The 13,525-nt window shown below is 63.6% G+C and carries 14 protein-coding genes; 5 read left to right on the forward strand and 9 right to left on the reverse strand.

Annotated features, from left to right (window positions below):
- Positions 1 to 72: 72 nt before the first annotated feature.
- From soxA to N3C64_RS01850, 6 genes are all read right to left on the reverse strand, one after another.
- Positions 73 to 927: a sulfur oxidation c-type cytochrome SoxA gene (soxA, locus tag N3C64_RS01825; protein WP_236021086.1), complete on the reverse strand. Its 855-nt coding sequence runs from the start codon at positions 925 to 927 to the stop codon at positions 73 to 75.
- A gap of 91 nt (positions 928 to 1,018) precedes the next feature.
- On the reverse strand, positions 1,019 to 1,348 hold the full coding sequence (soxZ, locus tag N3C64_RS01830; RefSeq protein ID WP_218629292.1) for a thiosulfate oxidation carrier complex protein SoxZ: 330 nt from the start codon (positions 1,346 to 1,348) through the stop codon (positions 1,019 to 1,021).
- Positions 1,349 to 1,368: 20 nt separating this feature from the next.
- A complete protein-coding gene (gene soxY / locus N3C64_RS01835; RefSeq protein ID WP_218629293.1) occupies positions 1,369 to 1,788 on the reverse strand; it encodes a thiosulfate oxidation carrier protein SoxY in 420 nt (139 codons plus the stop codon).
- Between the two features lie 25 nt (positions 1,789 to 1,813).
- The gene (soxX, locus tag N3C64_RS01840; protein ID WP_218629294.1) at positions 1,814 to 2,284 is read right to left on the reverse strand and encodes a sulfur oxidation c-type cytochrome SoxX; all 471 of its coding nucleotides are present in this window, start codon (positions 2,282 to 2,284) and stop codon (positions 1,814 to 1,816) included.
- 204 nt (positions 2,285 to 2,488) lie between these two features.
- Positions 2,489 to 3,046: a thioredoxin family protein gene (locus N3C64_RS01845; protein ID WP_260011228.1), complete on the reverse strand. Its 558-nt coding sequence runs from the start codon at positions 3,044 to 3,046 to the stop codon at positions 2,489 to 2,491.
- Between the two features lie 15 nt (positions 3,047 to 3,061).
- Positions 3,062 to 3,799 (reverse strand): cytochrome c biogenesis CcdA family protein, encoded by a 738-nt coding sequence (locus tag N3C64_RS01850; protein ID WP_260011810.1) that lies wholly within the window; start codon positions 3,797 to 3,799, stop codon positions 3,062 to 3,064.
- Positions 3,800 to 3,897: 98 nt separating this feature from the next.
- Here N3C64_RS01850 and N3C64_RS01855 point away from each other — a divergent pair, with 98 nt between their 5' ends.
- From N3C64_RS01855 to N3C64_RS01865, 3 genes are all read left to right on the forward strand, one after another.
- Positions 3,898 to 4,311, forward strand: a complete 414-nt coding sequence (locus N3C64_RS01855) for a thioredoxin family protein (protein ID WP_260011230.1) — start codon at positions 3,898 to 3,900, stop codon at positions 4,309 to 4,311.
- Between the two features lie 211 nt (positions 4,312 to 4,522).
- Entirely contained in the window at positions 4,523 to 4,804 is a 282-nt protein-coding gene (locus N3C64_RS01860) for an ArsR/SmtB family transcription factor (protein WP_236021087.1), read from the forward strand.
- Positions 4,805 to 4,847: 43 nt separating this feature from the next.
- A complete protein-coding gene (locus tag N3C64_RS01865) occupies positions 4,848 to 5,894 on the forward strand; it encodes a YeeE/YedE family protein (RefSeq protein ID WP_260011231.1) in 1,047 nt (348 codons plus the stop codon).
- 66 nt (positions 5,895 to 5,960) lie between these two features.
- Here N3C64_RS01865 and N3C64_RS01870 read toward each other — a convergent pair whose 3' ends face one another.
- Both N3C64_RS01870 and N3C64_RS01875 read right to left on the reverse strand, forming a co-directional pair.
- Positions 5,961 to 9,188, reverse strand: a complete 3,228-nt coding sequence (locus tag N3C64_RS01870; protein WP_260011232.1) for an efflux RND transporter permease subunit — start codon at positions 9,186 to 9,188, stop codon at positions 5,961 to 5,963.
- Positions 9,178 to 10,164 (reverse strand): efflux RND transporter periplasmic adaptor subunit, encoded by a 987-nt coding sequence (locus tag N3C64_RS01875; protein ID WP_260011234.1) that lies wholly within the window; start codon positions 10,162 to 10,164, stop codon positions 9,178 to 9,180. The genes N3C64_RS01870 and N3C64_RS01875 overlap by 11 nt, the downstream gene beginning before the upstream one ends.
- 197 nt (positions 10,165 to 10,361) lie before the next feature.
- Here N3C64_RS01875 and serS point away from each other — a divergent pair, with 197 nt between their 5' ends.
- Together serS and N3C64_RS01885 are read left to right on the forward strand one after the other, a co-directional pair.
- Positions 10,362 to 11,651: a serine--tRNA ligase gene (gene serS, locus N3C64_RS01880; protein WP_260011239.1), complete on the forward strand. Its 1,290-nt coding sequence runs from the start codon at positions 10,362 to 10,364 to the stop codon at positions 11,649 to 11,651.
- A 145-nt stretch (positions 11,652 to 11,796) separates the two neighbouring features.
- Entirely contained in the window at positions 11,797 to 12,003 is a 207-nt protein-coding gene (locus tag N3C64_RS01885) for a hypothetical protein (protein WP_218629301.1), read from the forward strand.
- Positions 12,004 to 12,018: 15 nt separating this feature from the next.
- Here N3C64_RS01885 and der read toward each other — a convergent pair whose 3' ends face one another.
- On the reverse strand, positions 12,019 to 13,512 hold the full coding sequence (der, locus tag N3C64_RS01890; RefSeq protein WP_260011240.1) for a ribosome biogenesis GTPase Der: 1,494 nt from the start codon (positions 13,510 to 13,512) through the stop codon (positions 12,019 to 12,021).
- Between the last annotated feature and the right edge of the window lie 13 nt (positions 13,513 to 13,525).

Raw genomic sequence — 13,525 nt, forward strand, 5'->3', positions numbered from 1 at the left:
TAGATAGAAATTCTTGAATGTGTCAGGAAAGAATAACGCGGGGCAAGGATGGCCCCTGCCCCGCGTTACGGGTTACGGACGGACGCCAGCGCCTTCGATATCAAGCCCGAGGCCGCGCGAGGCGACGTAGAGCTCAAGCTCGCGGAACTCCTGGCTACCGGCACCGAAGGTTTCGGCGCGGGTGTCGCGCACACAGCCCACAAAGCGCTGGTGGATCGAGACCGGGGCCGCGTCTTTCAGGCGATAGAGCGGGAAGCCGTTGATCTGGCCCTGGCTCAGGTGGTCGGCACGGATGTAGTTCCCGGCGTTCAACTCGTGGCAGCTCGCGCAGCTCATCTCAAGTTGACCGAAGCGGGTGTAGTACATTTCCTTGCCGCGCTCCCAGAACTCGGCGGCCGGGCCGTCGATCTGAACGGCGACCGGCATCCCGCGCGATTGCAGCGAGATGGCCGTGGTCATGTTCTTCATCTGATCCGAGTTCCACTTCCACGCCTCGGCACCCATGCGCTCGGTGCGGCACGAGTTGACGTAGTCTTCCATCGACCACAGCGCGCCAGCGGCATTGACCTTGGGCATAACGGCGCGCACGCCTTTCATGCTTTCCTCGATCGCGCCGTGGCAATCGGCACAGGACTTGCCCTCGGAACCCTCGGCGGTGTTCCAGGCATCCATGCCCTGCTCGGCATAGACGAACATCGGGTTGTCGAAGTCGTCCATCTGCATGGCGCGGGTCTCGTCCTCACGGAAGAGCCAGCCCGAGTAGACCTCGCTCAGTGCACCGTCCAGATGCGCTGCGGCGGGGGCCTTGGTGGTAATGGTCAGTTCTTCGTTGACCACCAGTTCGGCATCGGCCGGCTCAGCCATGGCGGGGCCAAAGCCGAGGGCCAGCGCGACGGCGGCGGCGGTAGTGGCGCGAGTGCGCAGCATCATTCCTTGATCCTCCCTGAGTTCTGCCCGCGCCCTTGCCGGGCGCAGGCTTTCCTTGGTGCGGCGCGCTCCCTCACGCGCCGGATCGGCCTCAGGCCACTTCGATCGACTTCTTGTCCTCGTAGACCGAGCCATCGTCATCATACCAGGTGAACTTGAACTCACCGGTGGCATCGACCTTGGCGTCGAACTCGATATAGGGGTTGGTCGAGATCGAAGGCTCGAGCGTGACATCGATCACCAGGGCGCCGTTGAACTCGCAGGTGAAGCGATTGATGATCGAGCGCGGGATCAGGTTGCCGTCCTTGTCCTTGCGCTGACCCGATTCCATCGGGTGCGAGATCAGGGTCTTGAGCGCGACCACTTCGCCGGCTTTCGCCTTCGAGGGCACTTTCACGCGGGGTTTGACGTTATCAGCCATGTCTGTGTCTCCTCGAAAAATCAGCCGCCGCAGCCGCCGATGGTGACCTTAACGGTCGAGCTGGCCTGCACGAAGCTGCCGTCGGGCATCTTCGCGATCGCGAGGACGTCTTGCGTCTTCGACAGGCGGATGCGGGTCGAGGCGGCTTGCGAGCCGGCGGCGGGGCCGAACTTGAAGGTCGCGACCGACGGGGTCGGGTTGCCGGTGGCCAGCACGATGATCTCGGTCGCGCCGGGGGCATCGACGGCGATCGGAACGGTGTTGCCGTTCTCGGCGATCTCGGGGGCGGTCAGGGTCAGACCACCCGTGCCGGTCGCGGCACCACCGGTGAAGGCGGCAATGGCGTCGGCGGCAGCGTCGGCCATGGCGCGGGCCGGCAGCATGGCGGCGGCAGCACCACCGAGGGCCAGGGCCAGCGCATCACGTCTGGAAAGTTTCATTGGTTTCTCCTCTTGATCTCGGTGATCACTCTTTGAGCGTCAGCAGGAAGGCGACCACGTCCTCGACCTGCTGCGCCGACAGGATCGGCGGCAGATCGGCCGGGGCGGCCTTGCCGGTGTAGGCATCTCCGGGACGGATGAACGGGCCGGTCTTGTACATGCCGGGCATCACGGTCCCCTCGAAGGTGTGTTTGGCGTCCACAACGATGCCGCGCAGCTGCTCCTCGGACCAGCGATCCGCGGCGCCATCCAGCGCCGGGCCGATGTTGCCCTGGAAATCCGCGCTGAGCGACGACACCTGGTGGCAGGCGACGCAATTGCCAAGCGAGCGCGTGGTCGCAACCTTCGCACCCTCTTCGGCATTGCCCGGCTGGCCGGTAAGCGATTGCGCGACCGCGCCCTCTTCGAACTGCACCTCGGTGGGTGCGGTTTCAGCGAAGGCGACCCCGGTGGCGAGTGTGACGGCAGCTGCCGCCAGCACGACGTGGCGATTCATCGAAGACCTCCCATTTCTTCTCCCACCGACAACATATCCATGCGCGTCAGATCGACGCAATAGTTAAATTCATAAATCTATATATCTGATGATAGCGCGTCTCGAAGCGCCTCATGCAAAAGATGAACTTTGCATAGTATAACTTTGATTAATCGTAATTTAATTGACGCAGTCAGGGCGAAAGCGCGCACGCGATACAGCGAACTATTGCCCGGTTACCCGCTCGGCAACGTATTTCTGGAAGTTCACACCGCTCTCGTATCCATGCTCCTGCACCCAGGTCAGAAGGGCTCCGGTGGTTCCTTTCCCGAAGGCGCCCGGCATGGCGGCGACTACGGCACGGTTGGCGGGAATCCCCTCCCCGACCTCTTCGGGAAAGAACATCATGGTGGGCGTGAACATGACCCCCCATTTCATCGCCATCTCTTTTTCTGGCAGGGTCTCGCCATCGAAATCGGTGACCGAGACATCGCCGAAGAGGTTCATCTGAACGACGAAATACCCCCCTTCGATCTGGGCGCGAACCTCGGGATCGGAATAGACCTCCTCGTGCATCTTGGCGCAGTAGAGGCAGCCACGCTGCTCCCAGATGATCAGGAGGCGCTTGCCCTCGGCATTGGCCTCGGCCAGATCCTCGCGCATGTCCTTGAAGGTGTCGCGGAACCACGGCTCCTTATGAAGGCCGTCATCCCCCAGTTCGGTAGAAAACGCAGGCAGCGCCAGCGCGATGACGGTGATGGCTGCGGTCAGAAAACGGCGCATGGTCTCCTCCTTGAATCAGCCCAACGACGTGAGCGAGGGCATGGTCTTGATCAGGAAATCGGCGATGACGCTGACCTTGTTGGTGGCGATCAGCACGGCAAACAGGATTAGCATGACCCCCATCGCCTTCTCGACATAGGCAAGCTTCGCGCGATGGCGGCTCATCAGTGCAAGGAACGGGCGGGCGAAAAAGGCCGCAAGGATGAAGGGCGCGGTCATGCCGACGCCGTAGAAGAACAGCAGCAGCGTGCCCCGCGTCAGATCCCCGATCCCCGAGGCCACCATCAGGATCGCCGCCAGCGCGGGCCCGACACAGGGCGTCCAACCAAAACCGAAGGCCAGCCCGGTGACATAGGCGCCAAACAGCGTCGAGGGGTCGGACTTCGCCTCGATCCGGGCCTCGCGATACAGGAACGGGATCCGAAGTACCCCAAGGAAATGCAGACCAAACAGGAACAGAACCGCCGCCGCGACGTAGCTGAGCGGCCCCATCCAACTGCGGAACGCCTGCCCAAGTGCCGTCGCCCCCAACCCCATCAGCATGAAGATCGTGGTGACGCCCAGGGCGAAGGCCATGGCCGAAAAGACCAGCCGCCGCTGTGCGCCGGGCGCGATCTTTCCGCCACCACGCAGTTCGGACATCGAGATGCCCGCCATATAGGACAGGTAAAACGGAACCATCGGCAGGATGCAGGGGGTCAGAAATGACAGAAGGCCCGCAATCAGCGCGCCCCCGTAACTCGGGTCCAGAATCATTTATCCTCCCTGGCAGGGTCTCCCCCGGATCGATTGCTTGATCCGCCCCCGCAAACATATTACGATATTCATATGTAATTTGAGGTGCGTCAATCATGCGCATTGCACTGGCGGCGATTTTCTTGCCTGCGCTGTCGTGGCTGGCTTCGGCCGCTCCGGTGGCCAGTATCGGTGCGAGTGCAGCCGATGCCGTCGACGCACCTTTCCGGCTGATCATGGTCGAACAGGCCGGTTGCGGCTACTGCGCCCAGTGGGACGCCGAAATCGGCCCGATCTATCCGAAGTCTCCCGAGGGAAAACTTGCCCCGCTAGAACACGTGGACCTGCGCAGCGATTGGGCCGAAGGGCTCCAGATCGGCGCGGCGCCAGTGTTCACGCCGACCTTCGTCTTGATGCAGGATGACGCGGAAGTCGGCAGGATCGAAGGCTATCCGGGAGAGGATTTTTTCTGGGGGTTGCTGGGAATGGCGCTGCGCAACGCGGGTGCCGACTTGCCGCCCCCCCAATAAAAGCCGCGCAAATAGCGGCTGCTTCGCTCTCGATTCTGCTGCGCATACATGCTATGCGCGGACCTATTGTGCATGTCAGTGCCATGCCAAGGCGATGAAAGGGAAGTTGGTGCAACCGATGGCGCCAGATGGTCAAAAATCCCCGCTGAAGGGAGAGCCGGCTGCGGCGCTGGACGATGACGGCTGCGCACGCCTCGACGCGGATGAGCTGATGGGCCGGGCACAGGATGCCTCGAACCTTCTCAAGGCGCTTGCCCATGAGGGGCGGCTGATGATCATGTGCCACCTCAGTTCCGGCGAAAAGTCGGTGACCGAGCTTGAGAACCTGCTGGAATCGCGCCAGGCCGCGGTTAGCCAGCAGCTCGCGCGGCTGCGTCTTGAAGGTCTGGTCAGTTGCCGCCGCGAGGGAAAGGCGATCTACTACTCCCTCAGCGACCCGCGCGCCGCGCGTATCATCGCCCTAGTATACGATATGTTCTGCAGCGAAGTCTGATCGTAGCCCTGGGGAGGCGCTGCGTTCGGGAGGGGGAGGACTTATGGACATTCTGCCGATCGGCGTGCTGTCCGCTCTGGTGGGGCTCATTGGTGGGCTCGTGCTGGGGATGGCAGCGCGTCTTGGAGATTTCTGCACTCTCGGCGCGCTGGAGGCCGCCGCCTATGGCGAGGATCAACGCCGCATACGCTTGTGGGGCATCGTTCTGGCCGTGGCGATCACCGGCGCCTTCGTTGCCGAGGCTGCCGGTTGGGCCGATCTGACCTCGACCTTCTATCTGACAATCAGCTGGAACCCGATCGGGTCGGTCGCGGGCGGGCTGGTGTTCGGCTACGGCATGGCGCTGGCGGGCAACTGCGGCTTCGGGGCGCTGGCGCGGTTCGGCGGTGGCGATCTGCGCTCGCTCGTGGTGGTGGTGGTGATGGGGATCTTCGCCTTCGCCACGCTGTCCGGGCCGCTCGCTCCGCTGCGCGCGGCACTGCTGCCGCAGGTGAATGCAACCGCTCCGCAGGGCATCGCGCATTGGCTGGCGGAACGCTCCGGCCTTGCCCCGATCACCTTCGCCCTGCCGGTCGCGGCACTGTTCCTGATCTGGGCGCTCAGCTACGCCCCCCTGCGCGGCGACCGCCGCAAGATCCTGTGGGGCATCGCAGCTGGCCTCGCCGTCGTCTGGTGCCTTGTCGGCACGACCTACCTGTCGCGCGAAAGCCTGGGCGAGGTTGGCGTCGAGGCACCCTCGTTCACCGCACCGCTCGGCCGCACAATCCTCTATTTCATGACCTCGACCGGCGGCGGCATCACCTTCTCGGTCGGCCTCGTTGCAGGGGTGCTCGCTGGCGCCTTCGCTGGCTCGGCCATTCGCGGCCTTTTCCGTTGGGAAGCCTGCGAAGACCCGCGCGAGTTGGGGCGTCAGGTCTCGGGCGCAGCGCTGATGGGGATTGGCGGAACGGTGGCGCTTGGCTGTTCGGTCGGTCAGGGGATCAGCGCGATGTCCACCCTCGCCTTCTCGGCCCCGGTCACGCTGGCGGCCATCATCGCGGGCGGGCTGCTGGGGCTGCGCCAGTTGATCCACGGCTTCCAGCCGGACTGATCCCATTCCCCGAAATGCAAAAGGCCCGCCAGATCACGGCGGGCCTTTTCGTTTCATGTCACCCGATCAGGTGCGGAAGATCCGGTAGATCGCCGGGATCACCAGCACCGTCAGCAGGGTCGAGCTGAGCAGACCGAACAGCAGCGAGATCGCCAGACCCTGGAAGATCGGGTCGGCCAGGATCACCACGGCCCCGATCATCGCCGCGATGGCGGTCAGCAGGATCGGTTTGAAGCGGATCGCGCCGGCCTCGATCAGGATGTCGATCTCGGTTTTCCCGGTCCGGTCGGCATGGCGGATGAAGTCCACCAGAAGGATCGAGTTGCGCACGATAATCCCCGCCAGTGCGATAAACCCGATCATCGAGGTCGCCGAGAAAGGCGCACCAAAGAGCAGATGCCCCGCCATGATGCCAAGAAAGGTCAGCGGGATCGGCGTCAGGATTACCAGCGGCAGCTTGAACGAGCCGAACTGCGCCACGACGAGGATATAGATCCCCAAAAGCGCCACGCCGAAGGCCGCGCCCATGTCGCGGAAGGTCACCCAGGTCACCTCCCACTCGCCATCCCACAGCAGCGTCACCTTGCTTTCGTCATTGGGCTGGCCATGCAGGGCAATCTCGGGCTTTTCGCCCTCGGCCCAGTCGATCTGTTCGAGCGCATCGCTGACCGCGATCATGCCGTAGAGCGGCGCCTCGTAGTCGCCCGCAAGCTCGGCGGTGACCATCTCGGCCTCGCGCCCGTTGTGGCGGAAGATCGGGAAGGATGCCTTTTCCTCGCGGACCGAGACCACATCGCCCAGTTCCACCACCCCACGCGCGCCGGGCAGTAGGTTCGCCGGGATCGGCGTGGACAGCGTCGCCTCGTCCATCACCTTGGCGCCTTTCGAGCGTTCCATCACGATGGGCAAGGGAGCGCGTTCGGCGCCGCGATGCGAATAGCCAACCGTGGTCGAGCCGTTGAGCAGCCCGAGCGTGTCGAAGACATCGCCCTCGGAGACCTCGAAGAACTCCAGATCGTCCGAATTGACCGTGGCCCGCAGACGGCGTGCTTGGGTGCCGAAGCTGTCATCGACATCGACAATATAGGGCACGCTCTCAAATGCCTGACGGATCTTGGTCGCGGCCGCGCGGCGCGTCTCGGCGTCGGGGCCATAGACCTCGGCCAGCAGGGTCGCGATGACCGGTGGGCCGGGCGGCGGCTCGACCGTCTTCAGGCTGGTGCCTGCGGGCACGTCAAGCGCCATGATCCGTTCGCGGATCTCAAGCGCGATCTCATGCGAGGCGCGGTCGCGCTCGGTCTTGTTGGTCAGGTTGATCTGCACATCGCCCTGCCAGGGATACTGGCGCAGGTAATAGTGCCGCACGAGACCGTTGAAGTTGAACGGCGCGGCCGCCCCGGCATGGGTCTGGACCGAGATCACCTCGGGCAGTTCCGTCACGACCGCCGCCACCTTTTGCGCCACTGCGTCGGTCGCCTCGACCGAGGCGCCCTCGGGCAGGTCGATGACCACGCTCAGTTCCGACTTGTTGTCGAAGGGCAGAAGCTTGACCGTGACATGTTTGGTGTAAAGCAGCCCAAGCGAACCGAAGCTGAGCACCACCGTCACCAGAAGAAAAATCCAGGACGACTTCTTCGATGCCAGAACCGGTTTCGCCACGCGGGTATAAAGCGCGCCAAGCTTGCCGCCGTGATGGGCGTCATCGGCGTGATGGAGCGGCGCCTTGCCAGCGATCTTGACCATCAGCCAAGGCGTGATGATCACCGCCACGAAGAAGGAGAAGATCATTGCCGCCGAAGCGTTCGAGGGGATGGGCGACATATAGGGCCCCATCAGCCCCGACACGAAGAGCATCGGCAGAAGCGCCGCGACAACCGTCAGCGTGGCGACGATGGTGGGGTTGCCGACCTCGGCCACGGCCACAATGGCCTTGTGGGTCCGGTTGCCGGGCGTCTTGAGGCCCCAGTGCCGGGCGATGTTCTCGATCACCACAATGGCGTCGTCGACCAAGATACCGATCGAGAAGATCAGCGCGAAAAGCGACACCCGGTTGAGCGTATAGCCCATGATATTGGCGGCAAAGAGCGTCAGCAGGATCGTCACCGGAATGACGATGGCCACCACGATCGACTCGCGCCAGCCAATCGCAAACAGCACCAGCGCAATGATCGACACCGTGGCAAGGCCAAGGTGGAACAGCAGCTCGTTGGCCTTCTCGTTCGCGGTCTCGCCATAGTCGCGGGTGATCTGCACCTCGATCGAGTCGGGGATCAGCTCGCCCTTCATCTCCTCGACGCGGTGCAGGATTTCTTCGGCCACAACGACCGCATTTGCCCCGGCGCGCTTGGCGATCGCCAGCGTCACGGCGGGGGTCCGGTTGAGCGTCTCGCCGTCGCGCGTGACATTCGCCACGATCTGGTCCGAGGTGTCGCCCACGTAAGAGACCTTGGCGACATCGGCGACATAGACGGGCCGACCATCACGCGCGGTCAGAAGAAGCCCGGCAATTTCAGCGGGTGCGGTCAGCGTTTCCCCGACCACAAGGTCGATCTGTTCGCCATTATCGCGAAGCTTTCCGGTCGAGAAAGAGCGGTTGGCCTGCTGCACCTTGTAGCCCAGAGTTTGCAGCGTGATGCCGTAAAGCGCCAGTTTCTCTGGATCGGGCTCGATACGGATCGCCTCGGTCGCTTCGCCGACGACATAGGTCAGACCCACATCTTCGATCTTGGTGACTTCGGCCTGCAGCTCACGGGTGATCCGGGTCAATTCATTCGCGCCGATCCCGGTGCCGGGCTTGCCTGACAGGGTAAGCGACACGATGGCCACGTCGTCGATCCCTCGCGCGACGATCATCGGCTCGGAGATGCCAACCGGGATGCGGTCCATGTTCGCGCGCACCTTCTCATGCACCCGCAGGATCGCCGCATCGGCCGAGGTGCCCACGACGAAACGCGCCATCACCAGCGCATAATCGTCCGAGGTCTGGGAATAGACGTGCTCAACCTCGTTGATGCCCTTGACGATGGTTTCCATCGGCTCGGTCACCAGTTTCATCGCGTCAGGCGCCTTCAGACCCGGCGCCTGGATGTGAATATCCACCATCGGCACAGAGATCTGCGGCTCTTCCTCGCGCGGCAGACTGACCAGCGCCACGAAACCCACGGCCAGCGCGGCGAGGATCATCAGCGGCGTCAGCGCCGACTCGATGAAGGCGCGCGTCAGGCGCCCGGCGATGCCAAGCTTGATACCCTCGAATTCGTCGCCCTCGGGGCGGGTGCTCGGATCAGTGCTCATCGGCGACCACCGTCTCACCGCCATTGAGGCCGGTCACGATCTCGACCATCTCGACGCCATCGACCATCGAGCGCGCACCCGGGACCACGGTGCGCACAACCTTTTCTCCGTCCTTCTCGACGGTCACGAAATCCAGACCCGAATGGGTGCGGATCAGGTCGGCCGGAATACGGATCGCCTCACGCTTGGCGAGTGGCAGACGCACCAGAACGCGCGCATCGACAAATGCCGCATCCAGGTCGGGAACCTCGACATCGGCCGTCACACGACCATTCTCGATCAGCGGATAGACCTTGGCCAGTCGGCCCTCTTTCGGGCCAGACGCTGTCTCGATGGCGATCGTATCGCCCTCGGTAATGGCGCCGGCATGACGCTCGGGGACCGAGACACGCAGGAAGAAGCCGCCGCCACCAACCGTGGCCACGTTCTCACCCGCCATCACCACGGCACCCTTGGCCACGGGAACGTTGAGAACCATGCCCGAGATCGGCGCCAGAATCTCGCCCTCCGAAGCCTGCTGCACGATCACCTTGCGGCTGGCCTTCTGCGCCTCGATCTGACCGGTGTAGACATCGACCTGAGTGCGTAACTGATCAAGCCGCTGTGTCGTCGTCACGCCGCGCGCCTGCAATTCTTCGCCACGCTTGAGTTCGGACTGGGCGTTGGCCAATTGCGACTCGAGCGCGGTGATCTGTGCATCGATCGCCGAAAGCTGGAAGTTGATCTTCTCATCGACGACCCGACCAAGCGGCTGGCCCGCCTGTACCTGGTCGCCTTCGCCCACCGTCAGTTCGACCAAGGTGCCGCCCAGACGTGCACGCGCGGGGATCGAATCCTTCGCCTCGACCCGGCCATAGACGGCCTTCCAGTCAATGGCCTCGGTGGTGGTCACGACAAAGGGCCCGCCGGATTCGGCCACGGCCACCTGCGGCAGAACCAGCGCGACAAGCGCCAGCGGCAAGATGATGGATTTCATATCGGGCCCCTTCCCTTCGGGTATGCGCAAATCAGCGGAAATTTACATTCCGCTTTTTGAATATGTGTCCCTTTACACCATTATTCAACATCCGCGCAAGGGTTCCTGCTTTGACCTGAGTCACTTAGCTAATCCGCAGGGCTTTTACGGCGCATGTTTCCGCGCTAAACCCTGTCGCGCAACCAACGAGGTATGACATGCACGACATCCGCGCGATCCGCGAGAACCCCGAGATCTTTGACGCAGCCCTTGCGCGCCGGGGACTTGCGCCGATGTCGTCGGATATCCTCTCGCTTGACGAGGAACGCCGCGCGGCGATCCACGCGGCCGAGACCGCACAGGCGGCGCAGAATGCGGCCTCCAAACAGGTCGGCGCAGCCAAGGCCAAGGGCGACGAGGCCGAATTCGAACGCCTGCGCGCATTGGTGGCCGAGAAGAAGGCCGAGGTTGCGGCGATGCAGGCGCGTGCGGGTGCGCTGGACACCGAGCTGCGCGACAAGCTGCTCTTGATCCCGAACAATCCGCTCGACGAGGTGCCGCAGGGCGCGGACGAGGCCGACAATGTCGAGGTGCGCCGTTGGGGCACCCCGCGCGAGCTTGGTTTCACCGCCAAGGAGCATTACCAGCTTCCCGCCGTCGGCGCCGCGATGGATTTCGAAACCGCCGCCAAGCTGTCGGGCGCGCGTTTCGTCGTGCTCAAGGGCGGGGTTGCGCGCGTTCACCGGGCGCTGGCACAGTTCATGCTGGACCTGCACACTGACGAGCACGGCCTGATCGAGAACATCACACCCGTCCTCGTGCGCTCGGAGACGATGCTTGGCACCGGGCAGCTCCCGAAATTCGCCGAGGACAGCTATGAAACCACCAACGGCTGGTGGCTGATCCCGACCGCCGAGGTCACGCTGACCAACTATGTCGCGGGCGAGACGGTCGATGAGGCCGCCCTGCCGATGCGCATGTGCGGCCACACGAACTGCTTCCGCTCCGAGGCGGGCTCGGCCGGCAAGGATACCGCCGGCATGTTGCGCCAGCACCAGTTCGAGAAGGTCGAGATGGTCACCATCTGCCGCCCCGAGGACGCGATCGCCGAGCATGAGCGCATGACCAAATGCGCCGAGACGGTGCTGGAACGCCTTAACCTGCCCTATCGCCGCATCGTGCTGTGCACCGGCGACATGGGTTTTGGCGCGCAGAAGACCTATGATCTCGAGGTCTGGCTGCCCGGTCAGAATACCTACCGCGAGATCAGCTCGGTCTCGACCTGCGGCACCTTCCAGGCGCGGCGCATGAATGGCCGCTACAAGCCTGCCGCCGGTGGCAAGCCCGAGTTCGTGGCGACGCTCAACGGCTCGGGCCTTGCCGTCGGGCGCTGCCTGATCGCGGTGCTGGAGAACGGCCAGGAAGAGGATGGCTCGGTCACCCTACCCGCTGCCCTGCATCCCTATCTGGGCGGCAAGACCCGGCTGGTGGACGGCAAGCTCGTTTGAATTCAAAGGAGAAGGCCCCTTTCGGGGCCTTTTACTTGATCTTAAGGCCGCGTGATTTCAGCGCAGCGCCGATTCCTCGGCTGACAGTCCCGGTTTTCTACCCTAAGATTCGCACAGGGAGGAACAATTCAGCTGGGGGGCTGGAATGCTGACCGACCATAACGCCATCGACTTCGCGGCGACTGAGATCCTCAGAATCCGCGACGCGGATGTTCCCGCACATATCGAGACCCTGCGCGCGCGAAAGAAGCTTTCGACGCTTGTGCATGGATTGAACTCGGCGGCTCTCAGCCGCGATGCAGCGGCGCGCGAGAAAGCTCGGGCCGCGCTCAGTCACCTAGGGTTCATCTGAGCACGGCCGGAACGGTCACTCAGGCCTGGATGCCGGCTTGCCCTTGCGCGCTTCGTGCTTGCGCGCATCCACGTGCTTTTTTAGGCGCGAGGGGATCGACTTCTTGCGATCCTTGTAGGGGTTCTTCGAACCCTGATCGCGGAAGTAGATGCGGATCGGCGTGCCCGGCATGTCGAAATCGTTGCGCAGCCCGTTGACGAGGTAGCGCCCGTAGCTTTCCGGGATCTTGTCGGTATGGGTCGCCATGATGACGAAGCCCGGCGGACGGGTCTTGGCCTGGGTCATGTAGCGCAGCTTGATGCGGCGCCCGCCCGGTGCCGGCGGCGGGTGCGCCTCGGTCATCGCCGAGAGCCATTGGTTCAGTTTCGCGGTCGAGATGCGGCGGTTCCAGACCTGATGGGCCTTCATGATCGCGTTGTGCAACCGGTCCAGACCCTTCCCGGTTTTGGCCGAGACGGTCACCAGCGGCGCGCCTTTCAGCTGTGGCAGCAGGCGCTCGAACGCCTCGCGCAGCTCTTTCAGCTTCTCGGGCTTGTCTTCCTCAAGATCCCACTTGTTCGCGGCGACGACGACGGCACGGCCCTCGGTCTCGGCGAAATCGGCGATGCGCAGATCCTGCGTCTCGAAGGGGATATTCACGTCGAGCAGCACCACGACCACCTCGGCGAAGCGCACGGCGCGCAGACCGTCGGCCACCGAAAGCTTTTCGAGCTTGTCGTTGATCTTGCCGCGCTTGCGCATCCCGGCGGTGTCCCAGATCCGCATGGGCGTGCCCATGAACTCGGTCGTGACCGAGATCGCATCGCGGGTAATCCCGGCCTCGGGGCCGGTTAGCAGACGATCCTCGCCGAGGATCTTGTTGATTAGCGTCGATTTCCCGGCGTTCGGGCGGCCAATGACGGCCAGTTGCAGCGGCTTGAGCTTGGTGGGCGCCTGATAGACGCCCTCCTCTTCCGAGCCTTCCTCGATCTCGACATCGACCTCGGGGGTGTTGGCAGCGTTCTTCTCGGCGAACTCATCGGCCAGAGGTTTCAGGACGGTATAAAGATCGTCGAGGCCCTCGCCATGCTCGGCCGAGATCCGCAGCGGCTCGCCCAGACCAAGCGACCAGGCCTCCAGCGCGCCGGCATCGCCCGCGCTGCCTTCGGCCTTGTTCGCGGCAAGGATCACATGCGCGTTCTTGCGGCGCAGGATGTCGGCAAAGATCTCGTCGGCCGGGGTCACGCCCATGCGCGCGTCGATCAGGAACAGGCAGACATCGGCCTCTTCCACTGCGCGCTCGGTCAGGCGACGCATGCGGCCCTGAAGGCTGTCATCCTCGGCCAGTTCCAGACCGGCCGAGTCGATCACGACGAACCGCAGATCGCCAAGGCGCGCATCGCCTTCGCGCAAATCGCGCGTCACGCCGGGCTGGTCATCGACCAGCGCCAGGCGTTTTCCGACAAGGCGGTTGAACAGCGTCGATTTGCCGACGTTCGGGCGGCCAACGACGGCCAGGGTAAAGCTCATTTCTGCCTCCTGA

It is taken from the genome of Sedimentimonas flavescens, from assembly GCF_025154035.1.
In the GTDB taxonomy this organism is placed as follows: Bacteria; Pseudomonadota; Alphaproteobacteria; order Rhodobacterales; family Rhodobacteraceae; genus Rhodobacter; species Rhodobacter flavescens.